Below are 16,941 nucleotides of genomic sequence, written 5' to 3'. Positions count from 1 at the left end.
GGGTGTACCCGAATCTCCCGTGCAATCGGACGGGGGAGAGGTGTGAGGAACTCTTGGAGTACTATAAAAAATGCAAAACCGGTCGAACGATACTGTCCCAGTGAGTGACCGTCCATGAAGGACCCTGTGGCTTGAACACCCGGCTGGCGATGAGTGGACAGGGTGGAGACGATAATCCGATATCTGGATCATTTTGATCGGCCATGAAGCAATTTTTCTCATTAACCTCAGACAAGCCAGGCGTCAAAAGGTTTACTAAAACGTGCCAAAGGGTAGAGTGACCAAGGGTGGAATGATGGATAAACCTTGTATTTAAAGCAAAAAGAGGGGTTTCTATTACATTTGTGTATCAAATAAGAAAAGATTCCCATTATTTCTGGTTTTATTCTTGCTAAGGCCAATCTATTATGATAATCTACTAACAGAATTGTTGTTGAATATTGATTCATCAACGTTTTCAAGCGATTTTTTACTGTTCATGTATAGAATTCGCTAAACTTGTTTACTAATGATAGTAAAAGTAAATGAACCAAAACTGAGGCATTTCCTTGGGAGGAGGTGAATGGCATGAACAAGACAGAACTAATCAATGCTGTTGCAGAAGCTGCTGAACTTTCTAAGAAGGACGCAACAAAAGCAGTCGACGCTGTTTTTGATACAATCCAGGAATCACTGGCAAATGGTGATAAAGTACAGTTGATCGGATTCGGTAACTTCGAGGTACGCGAGCGTGCTGCCCGTAAAGGCCGCAACCCACAAACTGGTGAAGAAATCGAGATCTCAGCAAGCAAAGTACCTGCTTTCAAACCAGGTAAAGCGCTTAAAGAAGCTGTAAAATAATTACATACTTTGAGCGTAAAGACCGCACATTGTGCGGTCTTTTTTTTATCGGATGCCATCACGCGGCGCGTTCACAAAGCACTCTGCTTTGATGGGGGTGATGGCTTGTGATACTATATACAATGTTACTATTTCTTTAAGTTACTTTAGGAGGAAACGACGATGGCTGAAGTGAATTACCGCCAGATTGAAGACGCTGTCCGATTAATTCTGGAAGCGATAGGAGATAATCCTAATAGAGAAGGTTTGCTCGATACACCAAAAAGGGTAGCCAAAATGTATGCTGAAGTATTTTCGGGAATGAATCAGGATCCGAAGGAATATTTTGAAACGATCTTCGGTGAAGATCATGAAGAGCTTGTCCTTGTCAAAGATATCCCGTTCCACTCCATGTGCGAACATCATCTTGTACCATTCTTCGGGAAGGCTCATGTAGCTTATATTCCCCGTAATGGCAGGGTGACCGGACTTAGTAAACTTGCACGTGCGGTAGAGACGGTTGCAAAACGTCCTCAGCTTCAAGAGAGGATCACATCGACCGTTGCAGATACCATCATGGAGACGCTCGACCCTCACGGTGTCATGGTCGTGGTTGAAGCTGAACATATGTGCATGACAATGCGTGGCGTGAAAAAGCCGGGGGCAAGTACCGTTACAACGGCTGTGCGCGGAAGCTACAAGGAAGACGCACAAGCGAGGAACGAAGTGCTTTCGTTCATCAAGGACTAATACTCGGGAGTGAACGTGGATGAACAGCAATGACTACATTGTAATCAAAGCGATTGAAGATGGCGTGAATGTCATCGGTCTGACCCGGGGAACGGATACTCGTTTCCACCATTCTGAGAAGCTTGATAAAGGGGAAGTGATGATCGCTCAATTCACCGATCACACATCTGCCATCAAGATCCGGGGCAAAGCGTCCATCCAGACGGCCTATGGCGAAATGGAAAGCGACAGCCGGAAATAAGGTCGACCGTGAATAGGGTGCACAATCCGCGGGACGTGGAAGAAGGTACGGCCTTCGCCATCGTCCCTTCACTATAAACCTCGCGGCGGTTTACCCAATTGGACATGAATTTATGATATAATACATAGTGCTGAAAATTATAGATCGATACATAGTAGAAATGGGGATTACCGGGTATGAAATTCATTGATTGCAACCATCAAGCGAATATCATTCATCAATATGTGGAAGAGCAGCTGCATCACTCTTATTTAAAGGAATATATCGATCATCCCTATATTGATCGGGATCGGATCCATTTCCTTTTACTTCCGTTTGTAGAGGCGAATGGGGACATCAGCTTGGAAGAGGTTCAGTGGATTTCTACTGCCATGCTTTTGCAGATTGCCCTTGATACCCATGAAAAAGTCACGAATTCGGAGTTTGATCCGCTGAAAGAAAGGCAGCTCACGGTCCTTGCCGGAGTGTATTTCAGTAGTCTATATTACAAAATCCTCGCTGAAACGGATGAGGTTGATTTGATCGCGATTCTCGCAAAAGCCATCAAGGAAGTCAACGAGAGCAAGATATCCATCTACAAGGGGGATCACGCCGATATCACCGCCCTTATGAAGACCCTGAAAAAGAGGGAAGCCTCTATCATTTCCAATTTCTTCGCATTCATGGACGATTCCCGGTGGGAAGAAGTCGTCTCGGATGTGCTTGTATACAAGAAGCTCATCCAGGAGCGAAGCAGCTTGGAAGAGACCGAAACGACAAGCTTCCTGCAGGCACTGGCGAAGGTTAGCCTACCGTCGGCCTTGAGGGAAAGCGGGCTCTTGAAAAAGAAAAGTGAAGGTCATAGGCATTTGCTTTCGTCCCTAGACCGGCTCATTGAGGGTGTGAAAGCGGCCGTTCATCGGAATATGGAGGATGGGGGTCTTGTTGCTCCCAATCTGAAAAAGATTGTACTTGAACTGCTGCCCTATGCCGAACCACGGGAAATGACGAAATTATATGCGGAAGAAGGGTAAAGGAATGCAGCAGTCTAAAGAACAGAGAGTACATGGAGTATTTGAAAAAATATATGGGAATTACGATAAGATGAATTCCGTCATCAGCTTTCAACAGCATAAAAAGTGGCGCAAGGAAACAATGAAGCATATGTCAGTGGAACCAGGAAGCAAGGCACTGGATGTATGTTGCGGCACGGCGGACTGGACATTGGCCATCGCTGAAGAGGTCGGTGAGACGGGAGAGGTAAAAGGACTCGATTTCAGTCAGAACATGCTTTCAATCGGGGAAGAGAAAGTACGGGACTCACGCTTTGACAATATCGAACTGATTCATGGGAATGCCATGGAACTGCCTTTTGAAGACGACACATTCGACTATGTGACCATCGGCTTCGGACTTCGGAATGTACCTGATTATCTTCATGTCCTCAAAGAAATGAATCGCGTACTGAAGCCTGGAGGAATGGCCGTCTGCCTGGAAACATCGCAGCCTACGATGCCGGTTTTCAAACAGATGTATTATGGCTACTTCCGGTTCATCATGCCGATCTTCGGAAAGCTGTTTGCCAAGAGCTTCAATGAATATTCATGGCTGCAGGAATCGGCTAGGGATTTCCCGGGCATGAAAGAACTTGCAACGATGTTCGGGGAAGCAGGTTTCAGGGATGTTCACGTGAAGCCATTTAGCGGCGGTGTGGCAGCGATGCATTCCGGGAAAAAGTGAACGTACGATATTTTGGGTAAATGGGTGGAGAAACTATGAAGTTAAATAGATTGTATTCGTTTCTCAAAGCGGATATCGAGGAAATAGAAAAAGAGCTGGAAGTGGCAATCCAATCGGATTCTTCCCTTTTACAAGAAGCTTCCCTTCACCTTCTTCAGGCTGGAGGTAAACGGATACGACCTGTATTTGTCCTGCTGTCTGCCAAGTATGGCGATTATGATATCAATGTGGTCAAACATGCGGCTGTATCCCTCGAGCTCATGCATATGGCCTCCCTTGTCCATGATGACGTCATTGATGATGCGGAACTCAGAAGGGGTAAACCCACCATCAAGGCACAATGGGATAATCGGGTTGCCATGTATACAGGCGATTATATTTTCGCTCGTGCCCTGGAGTACATGACCCACATCAGGGTGCCGGAGGCCCACAGGATCCTGTCCCATACACTGGTGGAACTGTGCAAAGGAGAAATTGCCCAGATTCAGGACAAGTATCGATATGACCAGCATCTTAGGGATTATCTCCTCCGGATCAAACGGAAGACGGCACTCCTTATCGCGGTCAGCTGCCAGCTGGGCGCCATCTCTTCTGGAGCACCGGAAGAAGTACATAGAAGACTGTTCAACTTCGGGTACAACGTCGGGATGAGCTATCAGATCATCGATGATATCCTTGATCTTACTTCAACGGAGAAGGAGCTCGGAAAACCTGCGGGAAGCGACCTTTGGCAAGGGAATATCACTCTTCCGGTCCTTTACGCCATGGATGTTCCAGAAGTGAAGGAAAAGATCATACGCGTAAGGGAAGAAAGTTCACCGGAAGAAATCCAGTCAGTTATACAAGCTATACGGGGTACAGATGCCATCGAACGATCCTATGCCTTGAGCAAAAGGTATCTCGACAGGGCACTTGAAGACTTGGATCACTTGCCTGCAAACAAGGTGAAGCGTACGTTGAAAAACATTGCAAATTATATTGGAAAAAGAAAATATTGAGAAATATTGTGAAAATTTAAAATGGAAACGTTGCCAAACATGCGAAACTCTGTTACTATTTTTTTGTAATGTCCTAAGACATACTATACATACATATAATAGGAGTGGGGAGCATGGAAAAAACGTTTTTAATGGTCAAACCGGACGGAGTGCAACGAGGACTAATCGGTGATATTGTCGCACGTTTCGAAAAAAAGGGGTTTCAGCTTGCAGGAGCCAAGTTGATGAACGTATCAGAAGAGCTTGCAAAGGAGCACTATGGCGAGCATAAAGAAAGACCTTTCTTCGGGGAATTAGTCGATTTCATCACTTCCGGACCGGTTTTTGCCATGGTTTGGCAAGGGGAAAATGTCATCACCACCGCTCGTGGAATGATGGGTGCCACAAACCCTAAAGACGCGAATCTAGGTACGATCCGCGGGGACTTCGGGCTGACGGTCGGTAAAAATATCATTCACGGTTCTGACTCATCTGAAAGCGCTGTCAGGGAAATCGGATTGTTCTTTAAAGAGGAAGAGCTCCTTGAATACTCAAAATTGATGAACGAGTGGGTCTACTGATCCATCACGACAAACCGTCGTAACGGTTTGTCTTTTTTTCGACTTCAGGATAAGTAGGAATTGCCGCCCCCTGAGGTGGAACGGAAAGTCGATTACTCGACATGGTCATAAAGTTTTCCTGTTTCCCATAAACTTTCATGCATTCCGTTCGATATAGTAGGTGTAGCAAAATCCGAAAGAAGAAAGTGTGAACCAGTTGTCCAATGAATATATGGAGTTCATTCAATCAGTCAAGCGTAAAACCAATATCGACCTTTCGCTTTACAAAGAAGCGCAAATGAAACGACGCCTGACGGCTTTGTATGAAAAGAAAGGGTGCCATGGGTTCAAGGAGTATTTCAACCTGATCAAAAACGACAGGGAGCAGATGGAAGAATTCCTGGACCGCATGACCATCAACGTATCGGAGTTCTTCAGGAACCAAAAACGCTGGGAGGTCCTTGAAGAGTCTGTTTTACCGAGATTGATGAAAGGAACAAAATTGAGGGTGTGGAGTGCTGCCTGTTCGACGGGTGAAGAACCGTATACCATTGCCATGATCCTATTGAAACATTTGAAACCCGAGCAATTCACCATCATTGCGACAGATCTTGATAAAAATGCCCTTCAACGGGCAAGGACGGCCGTATACCCAGAGCGCTCTCTTCAGGAAATACCCGAGTCGCTGAAGAAAAAATACTTTGTGAAAGATGGGACGAGGTATACGCTGGACCGTCGCATTGTCGAATGTGTCACCTTCAAGCAGCAGAATCTACTGGCGGATCCCTTTGACTCACATGTTGATTTGATCATTTGCAGGAATGTTCTCATTTATTTCACAGAGGAAGCGAAAACATCCCTCTACAGGAAATTCAATGAGGCTTTAAGCCCTGGAGGATTTTTATTCGTAGGGAGCACAGAACAGATCTTTACTCCTTCACAATATGGTTTTCAATCAGAGGAGACCTTCTTTTACAGAAAGTCCAATGTAACGGGATGACTCCTGCAAGGGGGTCATCCTGTTTTTTTACAATGATTATGGAAGTGCTTACGCATCCGTCCACAGCACTCCCTTACCCTGATCCTGGGTGGGGTGATGCGCTCTGCTAAAGCACTGAAAGGGTCGGAAACTTTACAGGAAATCTGGTTTTTTTACGTATAAGTACTAGGAATTCTGAGGACAGTTATGTTATATTGATACATAATTCTTTAACGAGTTGAAGGGGGAAAGTGTTATGAGATATTTAACATCAGGAGAATCCCATGGTCCGCAATTAACGACCATTATCGAAGGACTTCCAGCAGGAATGCCACTATTGGCTGAAGATATAAATGAAGATCTTGCGCGCCGTCAAAAAGGTCATGGCCGTGGCAGGCGGATGCAGATTGAAAAAGACCAGGCTCAGATCGTCGGAGGTGTCCGTCATGGGCAGACGCTCGGCTCTCCCGTAGGTCTGGTAGTAGAAAACAAGGATTGGACCCATTGGACAAAGATCATGGGAATCGAGCCTTTTGAAGAATCCGATGAAGTAAAGCGTCAAATATCCAGGCCCCGTCCCGGTCATGCCGATCTTGTAGGCGGTATGAAATACGGACACAGAGACCTGAGGAACGTGCTTGAGCGTTCATCGGCACGTGAAACGACGGTACGTGTAGCGGCTGGGAGTGTAGCTAAGAAGCTATTGAAGCTCCTCGGAATCGAAGTCGTAGGCCACGTACTTGAAATCGGTGGCATCAAGTCCGAAAATGGAGCGTATGAGTCCATCGATCAGCTAAGGACGGTAACGGAGGAATCTCCCGTTAGGTGTCTCGATGAGGAAGCGGGACAGAAAATGATGGATCTCATCGATGAAGCGAAGAAAAATGGAGATTCCATCGGCGGCGTCGTGGAAGTCATTGTCGAAGGCATGCCTGCAGGTGTCGGAAGCTATGTGCATTACGACCGTAAGCTGGATGCGAAGATTGCTAGGGCGGTCATGAGCATCAATGCCTTTAAAGGGGTGGAATTCGGACTTGGTTTCGAAATGGCAAGAAAACCCGGAAGTGAAGTGCACGATGAAATCATCTGGGATGAACAGAATGGATATACGAGAAGAACCAATCGTCTCGGTGGATTCGAAGGTGGTATGTCAACGGGCATGCCGATCAGCGTCAAAGGTGTCATGAAGCCGATCCCTACCCTTTACAAGCCCCTCGAAAGTGTCGATATTGAAACGAAAGAACCCTTCAGGGCTAGCATCGAACGTTCTGACAGCTGTGCAGTCCCTGCAGCAAGCGTCGTAGCAGAAGCCGTGGTGGCCTGGGAGCTTGCTTCGGCGATTGTGGAACAATTCCATAGTGACCGCTTCGACCAGCTATTGGACAATGTGGAAAGACAGCGACGGGCATCAAGGGAGTTTTAATCATGAAAAAGGTAGCGATCGAGACAGCTTCCAAAACGTATGACGTCATCATCGGGAATCATTTGAGGGAATCCATTTCATCCTTTCTTATTGAAAAGGGATATAGGAATCGTAAAATCTGGGTCATTGCAGATGAAGCAGTATACGATCTTCATGGCATGGGTCTCGTGGAGAGTCTTGAGACGAACTTCGATGTAACGGTCCATCTGGCTCCAAGCGGGGAGCGGGCAAAGACGCTCGAGGAATTCGAACGGGCCATGACCCATGGTCTTGAAAACGGAGTTGACCGGAGTTCGATCGTCATCGCCCTTGGCGGTGGTGCCATCGGGGATATGGCCGGATTCGTGGCTTCTACGTTCATGAGGGGGATCCCCTTCATCGGTGTACCGACGACCATCCTTGCACACGATAGTTCAGTCGGTGGGAAGGTGGCGATCAACCATCCTCTTGGTAAGAATATGATCGGGCAATTCCATCAGCCTGAGGCGGTCTTTTTTGATCTTGATCATCTTAAATCCCTGCCTGAGCGGGAAGTACTTTCCGGATTCGGGGAAGTCATCAAGCATGCATTCCTATCGGATGAAGGCTTCCTGAGAGACATCAAGAATTCGTTCCGTGGACCTGGAGCCCTCGATGATCTGTTTTTGGAGGAATGCCTTGAACGGGGAATTAAAGTAAAGGCGGATATCGTCGCCAGGGATGAGCGGGAATCTAGTGTGCGCGCCTACCTGAATTTTGGTCATACGTACGGTCATGCCGTCGAAAGTGCCAGTGGATACGGGAATCGCACCCACGGGGAATGCGTGGTGGTGGGAATGATTTATGCCCTGTATCTCAGCAGGAAACTATCAGGGATATCCTTTGACGTCGAAGGATTCGCCCGTTGGTCAGCTTCTCTCGGATATGATCTGACCATCCCGGAAGAACTTGCGTTTACAGACCTTTATGCCCTTATGACACGAGATAAGAAAGCGAAGAACGGAGAACCTCAATTCGTTCTCCTCCGAAACATCGGAGAACCCTATCTTACTCGGGTATCAAAGGAAGAACTAGAAGAAGCGGACACATTCATCCGCGCAATCAATAGATAGAAAGAAGGAGATGATGGAATGATCCGTGGAATCAGAGGAGCAACCACTGCGGCATCTAACAAGGAACAGGAAGTCCTCCTCTCAACCAAGCAACTACTGGACGAAATGATCCTACATAATCGTATCGAGCCTGAAAAGATCGCTTCTGTGTTCATTTCGGCAACCAATGACATTGGAAGTGTCTTCCCGGCGAAAGCACTGCGGCAGCTGGAGGGCTGGACGTTTGTACCCGTCATGTGCATGCAGGAACTGGATGTGGAAGGCGGGCTGCCCCTGTGCATACGTGTGATGATCCACTATAACACCGAGGAGCCACAGGAAGGGATCAAGCATATCTATAAGAACGAAGCCATCCGTTTACGGCCGGATCTTGGAACGAAAGGACGTTAATCATGAAGTGGAAAACGCAAATTCATAATCTGAAATCATATCAACCTGGAAAAACGATGGACGACGTGAAAGCTCAATACAAATTGGATAAAGTCGTCAAGCTTGCTTCAAATGAAAATCCATTCGGTTGCTCTCCGGCAGTCAAGGAATATCTTGCCGAGCATGCTTTATCACATGCGATCTATCCCGATGGATATGCCAAAGAACTTCGTGAGGGAACCGCCCGTTTCCTTGGAGTCGAACCCGGTCAGCTATTATTCGGCAACGGGTCGGATGAGGTGATCGAAATCATTGCCAGGGCTTTGCTGAGCAACGAAACGAACACGGTGATGGCCGTGCCGACTTTCCCGCAATACAAGCATAATGCCCTGGTTGAAGGTGCCGAAATCCGCGAGATCCCGTTGAAGGAAAATGGTGCTCACGATCTGGATGCGATGCTTTCCGCCATTGATGGGGAAACATCGGTCGTGTGGTTGTGTTCACCGAATAACCCTACAGGAGAGTATATCCGGAGAAGCGAGCTTGTCTCCTTCCTTGATGCGGTTCCTGAGCATGTGCTGGTGGTGCTGGATGAAGCGTACTATGAATATGTGGTGGCTGATGATTACTACCAGTCCATCGACCTTCTTCCGCAATACCCTCAGCTGTTGATCACACGGACGTTCTCCAAGGCATATGGTCTCGCCGGATTCCGTGTCGGCTACGGTGTGGCAAGTGCAGAGGTCATCAGTAAGCTTGAACCGATCAGGGAACCATTCAATAATAATGCACTGGGGCAGGGGGCAGCCCTGTCGGCACTAACGGATCAGGCATTCATCGAGAAATGCAAGGAAGCAAACCGCAGGGGTCTTCAACAATATTATGATTTCTGTGAAGAAAATGGGCTGAAGTATTTTCCATCCCAGGCAAATTTCATCCTGATCGATTTCGGCGTGAGCGGAGATGAAGTCTTCCAGTTCCTCATGAGCAAAGGCTACATCGTACGATCTGGGGAGGCTCTTGGCATCCCGAATACTGTGAGGGTGACAGTCGGTTCTACTGAACAGAACGATGAAGTGATCTCCAAGATGAAAGAATTCCTTGGAGCCAGATTGACACAATGAATAGTGACCAGTCGGAAAGAATCTTCTTTCCGACTTTTTTCTAACGGGACGAGGTGGAAGGAACATGAAGGGTAATGTAGTAGTGATAGGGCTTGGACTCATCGGGGGGTCCCTTGCCCTGTGTATAAAGAATCAGCATCCCGAAGCAAGGGTTGCAGGGTTTGATGTGCAGGAAAAGGAAATGAAGCTTGGTCTCAGCCTCGGAATCATCGATGAAGCCGTCGAATCATTGAAGGATGCTGTTGAATCAGCGGATCTGATCATCATATCGACGCCTGTCTTCCAGACGGAAAAACTTCTTGAAACATTCCGGGATTTCAACTTGAAGCCGACTGTCATCATAACCGACACAGGAAGTACAAAAGCACAAATCATGGACAGGGCGGAGAGCATTCTTCCTAATAAATGGTGTTTCATAGGAGGACATCCCATGGCCGGCTCTCATAAGAGCGGCGTCACGGCTGCCAAGGATTTTCTATTTGAGAACGCCTTTTACATGCTTACTCCAGGGAAAGGGCACTCGGAAGAGAGGATTGACGAGCTGAAGGAGTGGCTTAAGGGGACCCAGGCGAAGTTCATCGTGATTGATCCGAAAGAGCATGACGCTGTCACGGGAACAATCAGTCATTTCCCCCACATCGTAGCAGCCTCACTCGTTCAGCAGGCGAAGCGTCACGCTGAGGATCATCCCTATGTAAGGAGACTCGCTGCCGGTGGATTCCGTGATATCACCAGGATCGCTTCATCGAGCCCCGTCATGTGGAAAGACATCACCATGCAGAACAGGGAAGTCCTTCTTGCCCAGCTTGACCAGTGGAATGAGGAGATGAAAGCAGTCATCGATATGATCGAAGAAAATGATCCCGAAGTGATCGCATCCTACTTCGAGGAAGCAAAATCATTCAGGGACGAGCTACCGATGCTTTCAAAAGGCGCCATCCCATCCTTTTATGATCTCTTCGTAGATGTACCCGACTACCCGGGTGTGATCTCGGAGGTCACGGGTTATCTGGCCGAAGAGGAGATCAGTCTGACCAATATCCGGATCATGGAGACGCGTGAAGACATATACGGAGTGCTGGTCATCAGCTTCCAAACGTCTCAGGACAGGGACAAGGCGATGAAATGCCTGACAAATAAAACAGGCTATGAATTATTCTTAGGATGAGGTGAATCAATATGCAGGACAGTAAAAGACTGGCGAAACCGGCAGGGGGACTGGATGGAGAAATCAATGTGCCGGGCGATAAATCCATCTCCCACCGTGCCATCATGTTTGGCTCCATTGCAGAAGGAGAGACGAAGGTACATAACTTCCTTATGGGTGACGACTGTTTGAGTACAATCTCATGCTTCAGGAAACTCGGGGTGCAGATCGACGTTTCTGAAGATGAAATCATCGTACACGGTAAGGGCTGGGAAGGACTGGAGGAACCTGTTGATATTCTTGACACAGGAAACTCCGGAACTACTACCCGGCTCATCATGGGGCTCCTTGCAGGGCGGCCTTTCCATTCCATCCTCATCGGTGATGAATCCATTGCCAGACGGCCGATGAAGCGGGTGGCAGGCCCTTTGAAGCTGCTTGGAACAATGATCGATGGGCGCGCAGGCGGGGATTATACACCCCTTTCCATCAGGGGTGGGGATCTTCAAGGGATCCGATATGAACTACCCGTTGCAAGCGCCCAGGTGAAGTCTGCGATCCTTCTTGCCGGCATACAGGCTGAAGGGGTGACAGAAGTGATCGAACCGGAGCGGACCAGGGACCACACCGAGAGGATGATCGCCCAGTTCGGCGGAGAAGTCTCGAGGGAAGGGCAGAGCATCAAAGTGACGGGTGGCCAGGCATTCAAGGGATGCACGGTCGATGTACCTGGAGATATATCTTCAGCAGCCTTTTTCATGGTTGCGGCAGCCATCGTTCCAGGGAGTCGTGTGCGCTTGAAGCATGTAGGTCTCAATGAGACAAGGACGGGGATCCTTTCTGTCATGAAAGAGATGGGGGCATCCATTGAGGTCATTCCTTCGGGAGATGCCAAAGGGGAACCAGTAGGAGATCTTCTCGTTGAAACATCGAGTCTGCATGGAGTCGAAATCGGAGGAGATACCATCCCGACCTTAATCGATGAAATCCCCATTATCGCTCTCCTTGCCACTCAGGCAGAAGGGACGACGGTGATCAAAAACGCAGAAGAGTTGAAGGTGAAGGAGACAAACCGCATCGATGCGATCGTCGAGGAACTGAAAAAGCTCGGAGCCGACATCGAAGCCACGGATGATGGGATGATCATCCGCGGGAAGAAGGACCTTCACGGAGGAGAAGTTCATTCCTGGGGGGATCACCGTATCGGTATGACACTGGCCATCGCGTCCTTGATCACGACCTCTGATGTGGTATTGCAAAACCATGAAGCCATTAATATTTCATATCCTCAATTCTTCGAACATATCGATCAATTGATCAATTGATAGCACGCACATAGTCATGTAAACATCACCTCCTTCATAGCTTGTCTATAAAGGACGGTGATGTTTTCATGACTTCATATATCTTGGAACAAGTAAGGATGATTGGCGGCTCCGAACCTGTGTCGATCCTAGTGGAAGAGGGGATCATCTCGGCCATCAGACGTTCATTCCCACAGTACCGTTTTATGCGGGTGGACGTTTCTCCCTTTATTATGGGGCCGACCCATGTTTTTTGCGATCTTGACTATCCGGGATACCTCATGGATCAAGGGTCCATGGATGACTTCATAAGCAAAGGGTGCAGAACCATCCTGACGGCCTTTCACCTTGAATATGAATATCGATTTGAAGAAAATTGGAGGGGAATCAAGAAAACGATGGAATCTAGTCCCCTCGATTTCATCATCGGGATGAAAACGACCCCTCAAAGGATCACACCGGGGATCATCCGTCAGTGCAGGTGCCGCAAAGTCCCTGTCATCTGGACTGACATCATGGATATCGATGCACTATTAGCGGTCCCATGGGGGTGGATCAGAGAGGCCCTCAATCACTACCCCATTACTTTTGTCCCTTTTTTTTCGACGGAACCGGACACCAAAACCCGTGAAAAGCATCTGAGGATCTGGCAAAATACGATGAAATCGGTGAAGATTCCCCATATCGGTCTCCCAATTGGACAAAAAGTCCCTCTTCATGACGAGGTTATGAAAAAAATCGGGATATACCCACATAGAGGAATTCTATCTCCCGGCAGAGAAATTAGTTATAACCTTTATTTGGAGAACGATGAGGAGGGCGACTTGCTCGTTCAAGATACCCAACTTGTGCTAAAATGTACGATGAGTAAAGGGGAAAGTCTTTTCCTGGACGGGCGTCCTATAGCTTGTCAGGGGAAAGGTGAAGAGATTATCATACGCACCCCCGGATTTTTTGTGGAGCCTACTCCATACCGGCTGTAATGCCGAGGAACATACATGTAAAGGATGAAGAGATTGACCATGACCACTGGAGAAAAAATGATCGCTTCCCTGGAAGAAGGCAAACTGGAAGAAGCAATGAAGCACCTTGATGAAACAATGAAGTTCGGCACACATGAAGAAAAGTTCTCACTCGCAGAGGAACTGCATCACCTCGGCTTCCTTGAAGAAGCCAAATCGCTCTATGAGAATCTGCTGGAGTACTATCCTGGTGAAGGGGAGCTCCTAATAGAAATCGCGGAGATCCTGGTGGAGATGGATAAGGAAGAAGAAGCCGTGGAACGCCTGTCGGAACTTGATAAGGAAGATCCGGTGTATCCTAGAGGACTTCTCCTGTTGGCAGATCTTTATCAGATGCAGGGACTATTCGAAGTCAGTGAGCAGAAGCTCAAGAGTGCCAAAGTGCTTCTCCCGGATGAGCCTGTTATCGACTTTGGGCTAGCCGAGCTTTATTCGGAAACAGGCAGATTCCTCGAGGCTATCAGGTACTATACCTCCCTTGTCGAAGCGGGCCACGTGGAGTTCAGCGGTGTCCATATCCATCAGAGGCTGGCTGAGGCATATAGCGTTGGAGGGGCATTTGAGGAAGCCCTGAAGCATTATGAGATAGCCCTTGAAGAACACCTCGAGATCAACACCCTGTTCGGCTACGGATTCACGGCCTATCAAGCGGGATTCTATGAAACGGCCATCGAGAAATTGGAGTCTGTCAAAGAACTGGACCCCGAGTATCACTCCGTATATCTCCTATTGGCACGGGCGTATGAGCATGATGAGCGCCTGGAGGAAAGCCTGGAAACGGTCAGGGAAGGACAAAAACAAGATGAGTTCAATAAGGAGCTCAGCTTCTTCGGGGGCAGGGTTGCATTGAAACTCGGTCTGGACGCCGATGCAGAAGAACTCCTGAGGAATGCCCTTGCACTGGATCCCGGATATCTGGAAGCGGCCCTGGTCCTGAATAAGTTATTCTTTGCCTATGACAAATACGAAGATGTTCTTGAAATCGCAGCGATTGTCAAAGGGGAAGGAGAGGAAGAACCACAGCTTTCCTGGGACCTTGCCAAAGCATATGAGGGGCTTGAACAATATAAGGATGCATTAAACCATTATCGTCTTGCATATACTGACTTTAAGAATCATCAGGAATTCCTTCTCGAGTATGGAGAGTTTCTTGTAGAGGAAGGACTTCGGACAGAAGCGGTAGAAGTATATAAACAGCTGATCGTCATGGACCCGTCCAACGATGAGTGGCAGGATCTGATAGAAAGATTGCAAGACTGAACCAGGCATCACAGAAGGCATGTCCGAATATAGATTGTAACAGACCATTTTCGCAGAGGAGGGAATACCATGGCCACCCCTGTTTCTGTCAACGAGAAGAAAGATTTTATCCGCTGGTTTTTAAATCGGTATCAACTGAAGCGCAGAGAATGCGTGTGGATCCTGAATTATCTGATGAGTCATGACCAATTGATGAAGAAGGTTCATTTCGTCGAAGAATCCCAGTATTGCCCGAGAGGACTCGTCATGTCCACCCACTGTGTGGAAGAAGTTCCGTTCAGGTTCTATAAAGAGAATATCATGACGACCGACGCGGAAAAGTCCTTTCACGATATCCGTTTGAACAAAGATGAAGACATTTACATCCAGCTTAATTTCAGCAAGGCGAATGCAAGCTATCAGTTCGCTGCCGTCCTGGAAGAGAATCCGTTCATGCCAAAATACCTTCTGATCAATGAGAAGGATAAGGCCGTTGCAGAGCAGTTCCTGACGGAAAGCCTGCACTCCTTCCATAAGGACCGTCTCTTAGAGGCGATCGACCGTGCCCTTGATGAGGGGGACAAGGAGGCATTCCTTGAATTGACTTCTAAACTTCAAACGCTGGAAGGATGAAATGATAAGAGGCTGAGACAAACATGTTATAGTCATAGTAAAACCCGAATCATTTGCCTACGATATAGCAAATGATTCGGGTTTTAAATTTTGTTTAATGAACATTCAAATTTCATCGTTTCCAGCGGTTGATCGGAGTGCAAGACGAAGACTCCTGCGGGAAGAGTAGCTGATGTGAGACCCCGCAGGCTTGCCGAGGAGGCTCACGGGCTACCCGCGGAAAGCGAAGTCTTGCACGGAGATCATGAGCGTTATTAAGATCCTATACTGATCGTGTTCGGTATTAAAGGGGCCTCTTTTAGTTTTGTCCTATCCGCTTTTTATTTGCCTGGCTCCACTGATGAAATCGCTTTAAAACAGGGTGGACTAATGATATGATGGTAACGAAGGATAGATTTGTAAAGAGAGGGTTTAAAATGAATTGGAATACACATGATATAGACGTATTTGAACAGCAGAAGGAATACATAGACACCGCCGTCATACCACTGATCCCGGCCGATTTCGGAAGCGGTATCCGCACGTCTGCAGCACAGATGGAATTCATCACCCTCCTGTGCTTCCATCTCGAAAGGCAGTTCAAAGGCAGGATGATCATTACCCCGCCTTACACCTACTCCCTGAATACCGGATATCCCGGTGAGCAGGAACGTCTCGCCCAGTGGGGAAACGGCCTGAAGGAGAGCGGTGTGAAGCATTGCTTCTTCCTGACGTCGGATAGCGGATGGAAAGGGGTGGAGGAGCTGATGGGTGACGGGCTGATCTGGGTGCCTCCGATCCCGCTCGAGCATCTCGACGAGCAATACAAGCATTCGATCATGGAAGATCAGGTGAAACAGCTCCTGAATGTGATTGTTCAGAAGTGGCAGAAAAATTCATAAAAACTTCACATTGTTGTATTATTTAGACAATACAGTTATTGATTTTACAAAAAGTTTAATATATCATGGTTATGTCCTAGTTTTATATTTGTGCGAAATATGTCCGGGATGGACTTACCTTACGACAGAGGGGGGAAAAGGATGAGCAAGCAGCGTGTTTCCAGACGTCAATTCCTTAACTATACACTCACGGGTGTAGGCGGTTTCATGGCAGCGGGTATGCTGATGCCGATGGTCCGTTTTGCTGTTGATCCAGTTTTGAAAGCGGAAGCATCTGGGGATTTTAAAGCAACGAAACAAAAAGTGTCCGAACTTTCCAATGAGCCTGTGCGTGTCGACTTCTCTTATGAGCAGAAAGATGCCTGGTATACATCGGATGTGACACAGACGGCCTGGGTCTACAAAAACAAGGAAGGCAAGATCATTGCCCTTTCACCGATCTGTAAGCACTTGGGTTGTACGGTCAACTGGAACGCAAGTGAAGATCACAAAGAAATGTTCTATTGTCCATGTCACGGCGGACTTTACCACAAGAATGGTGAAAACGTTCCCGGGACACCGCCTACCGCTCCGTTGGATTCATATCCGACAAAAGAGAAAGACGGGATCCTGTATCTTGGACAACCTGAACCAAATAAATTCGTTAAGAAGTAGGGAGGGCGT

The 16,941-nt window shown here is 47.7% G+C and carries 19 protein-coding genes; all 19 read left to right on the top strand.

The genetic code is table 11. From position 1 onward, the window contains the following. Positions 1-567: 567 nt before the first annotated feature. The 19 genes from K6T23_RS13435 to K6T23_RS13345 all read left to right on the top strand — a co-directional run bounded on the left by K6T23_RS13435 (position 568) and on the right by K6T23_RS13345 (position 16,932). A complete protein-coding gene (locus tag K6T23_RS13435; protein WP_032087878.1) occupies positions 568-840 on the top strand; it encodes an HU family DNA-binding protein in 273 nt (90 codons plus the stop codon). A 162-nt stretch (positions 841-1,002) separates the two neighbouring features. Next, positions 1,003-1,569 (top strand): GTP cyclohydrolase I FolE, encoded by a 567-nt coding sequence (folE, locus tag K6T23_RS13430; RefSeq protein ID WP_056535711.1) that lies wholly within the window; start codon positions 1,003-1,005, stop codon positions 1,567-1,569. A 19-nt stretch (positions 1,570-1,588) separates the two neighbouring features. Then, complete coding sequence (gene mtrB, locus K6T23_RS13425; RefSeq protein WP_048005887.1) at positions 1,589-1,810, top strand: trp RNA-binding attenuation protein MtrB; 222 nt, start codon at positions 1,589-1,591, stop codon at positions 1,808-1,810. Between the two features lie 176 nt (positions 1,811-1,986). Then, the gene (locus K6T23_RS13420; RefSeq protein WP_238281371.1) at positions 1,987-2,823 is read left to right on the top strand and encodes a heptaprenyl diphosphate synthase component 1; all 837 of its coding nucleotides are present in this window, start codon (positions 1,987-1,989) and stop codon (positions 2,821-2,823) included. 4 nt (positions 2,824-2,827) lie between these two features. After that, positions 2,828-3,529 carry a demethylmenaquinone methyltransferase gene (locus tag K6T23_RS13415; protein ID WP_056535718.1) on the top strand — a complete coding sequence of 234 codons (702 nt, stop codon included), beginning with the start codon at positions 2,828-2,830 and terminating at the stop codon, positions 3,527-3,529. Positions 3,530-3,564: 35 nt separating this feature from the next. After that, positions 3,565-4,527: a heptaprenyl diphosphate synthase component II gene (hepT, locus tag K6T23_RS13410; RefSeq protein ID WP_056535721.1), complete on the top strand. Its 963-nt coding sequence runs from the start codon at positions 3,565-3,567 to the stop codon at positions 4,525-4,527. A 113-nt stretch (positions 4,528-4,640) separates the two neighbouring features. Then, a complete protein-coding gene (gene ndk / locus K6T23_RS13405) occupies positions 4,641-5,087 on the top strand; it encodes a nucleoside-diphosphate kinase (RefSeq protein ID WP_053426733.1) in 447 nt (148 codons plus the stop codon). 211 nt (positions 5,088-5,298) lie between these two features. Next, positions 5,299-6,066, top strand: a complete 768-nt coding sequence (locus K6T23_RS13400) for a CheR family methyltransferase (protein WP_056538434.1) — start codon at positions 5,299-5,301, stop codon at positions 6,064-6,066. 235 nt (positions 6,067-6,301) lie between these two features. After that, positions 6,302-7,468, top strand: coding sequence for a chorismate synthase (gene aroC / locus K6T23_RS13395; RefSeq protein WP_218246099.1), 1,167 nt, complete (start codon positions 6,302-6,304; stop codon positions 7,466-7,468). 2 nt (positions 7,469-7,470) lie between these two features. Beyond that, positions 7,471-8,559, top strand: a complete 1,089-nt coding sequence (gene aroB / locus K6T23_RS13390; RefSeq protein WP_238281369.1) for a 3-dehydroquinate synthase — start codon at positions 7,471-7,473, stop codon at positions 8,557-8,559. A gap of 18 nt (positions 8,560-8,577) precedes the next feature. After that, on the top strand, positions 8,578-8,949 hold the full coding sequence (gene aroH / locus K6T23_RS13385; RefSeq protein WP_056535730.1) for a chorismate mutase: 372 nt from the start codon (positions 8,578-8,580) through the stop codon (positions 8,947-8,949). Positions 8,950-8,951: 2 nt separating this feature from the next. Then, positions 8,952-10,052, top strand: a complete 1,101-nt coding sequence (hisC, locus tag K6T23_RS13380; protein ID WP_056535732.1) for a histidinol-phosphate transaminase — start codon at positions 8,952-8,954, stop codon at positions 10,050-10,052. 64 nt (positions 10,053-10,116) lie between these two features. Beyond that, positions 10,117-11,220, top strand: a complete 1,104-nt coding sequence (locus K6T23_RS13375; RefSeq protein WP_056535735.1) for a prephenate dehydrogenase — start codon at positions 10,117-10,119, stop codon at positions 11,218-11,220. Positions 11,221-11,231: 11 nt separating this feature from the next. Next, the gene (gene aroA, locus K6T23_RS13370) at positions 11,232-12,524 is read left to right on the top strand and encodes a 3-phosphoshikimate 1-carboxyvinyltransferase (protein WP_238281367.1); all 1,293 of its coding nucleotides are present in this window, start codon (positions 11,232-11,234) and stop codon (positions 12,522-12,524) included. Between the two features lie 68 nt (positions 12,525-12,592). Next, the gene (locus tag K6T23_RS13365) at positions 12,593-13,486 is read left to right on the top strand and encodes a hypothetical protein (protein ID WP_238281365.1); all 894 of its coding nucleotides are present in this window, start codon (positions 12,593-12,595) and stop codon (positions 13,484-13,486) included. A 39-nt stretch (positions 13,487-13,525) separates the two neighbouring features. Then, positions 13,526-14,785: a tetratricopeptide repeat protein gene (locus K6T23_RS13360; RefSeq protein WP_056535745.1), complete on the top strand. Its 1,260-nt coding sequence runs from the start codon at positions 13,526-13,528 to the stop codon at positions 14,783-14,785. A 69-nt stretch (positions 14,786-14,854) separates the two neighbouring features. After that, positions 14,855-15,397 (top strand): ReoY family proteolytic degradation factor, encoded by a 543-nt coding sequence (locus K6T23_RS13355; RefSeq protein WP_056535747.1) that lies wholly within the window; start codon positions 14,855-14,857, stop codon positions 15,395-15,397. A gap of 416 nt (positions 15,398-15,813) precedes the next feature. Further along, a complete protein-coding gene (locus K6T23_RS13350; RefSeq protein ID WP_238281363.1) occupies positions 15,814-16,278 on the top strand; it encodes a YpiF family protein in 465 nt (154 codons plus the stop codon). 141 nt (positions 16,279-16,419) lie between these two features. Next, the gene (locus K6T23_RS13345; protein WP_053426744.1) at positions 16,420-16,932 is read left to right on the top strand and encodes a QcrA and Rieske domain-containing protein; all 513 of its coding nucleotides are present in this window, start codon (positions 16,420-16,422) and stop codon (positions 16,930-16,932) included. The last annotated feature ends 9 nt before the right edge of the window (positions 16,933-16,941 follow it).

The organism is Rossellomorea marisflavi (genome assembly GCF_022170785.1).
Lineage (GTDB): Bacteria > Bacillota > Bacilli > Bacillales > Bacillaceae_B > Rossellomorea > Rossellomorea marisflavi_B.
The sequence above is the reverse complement of the archived record's forward strand: the minus strand, read 5'-3'. Positions and strand labels throughout refer to the sequence as shown.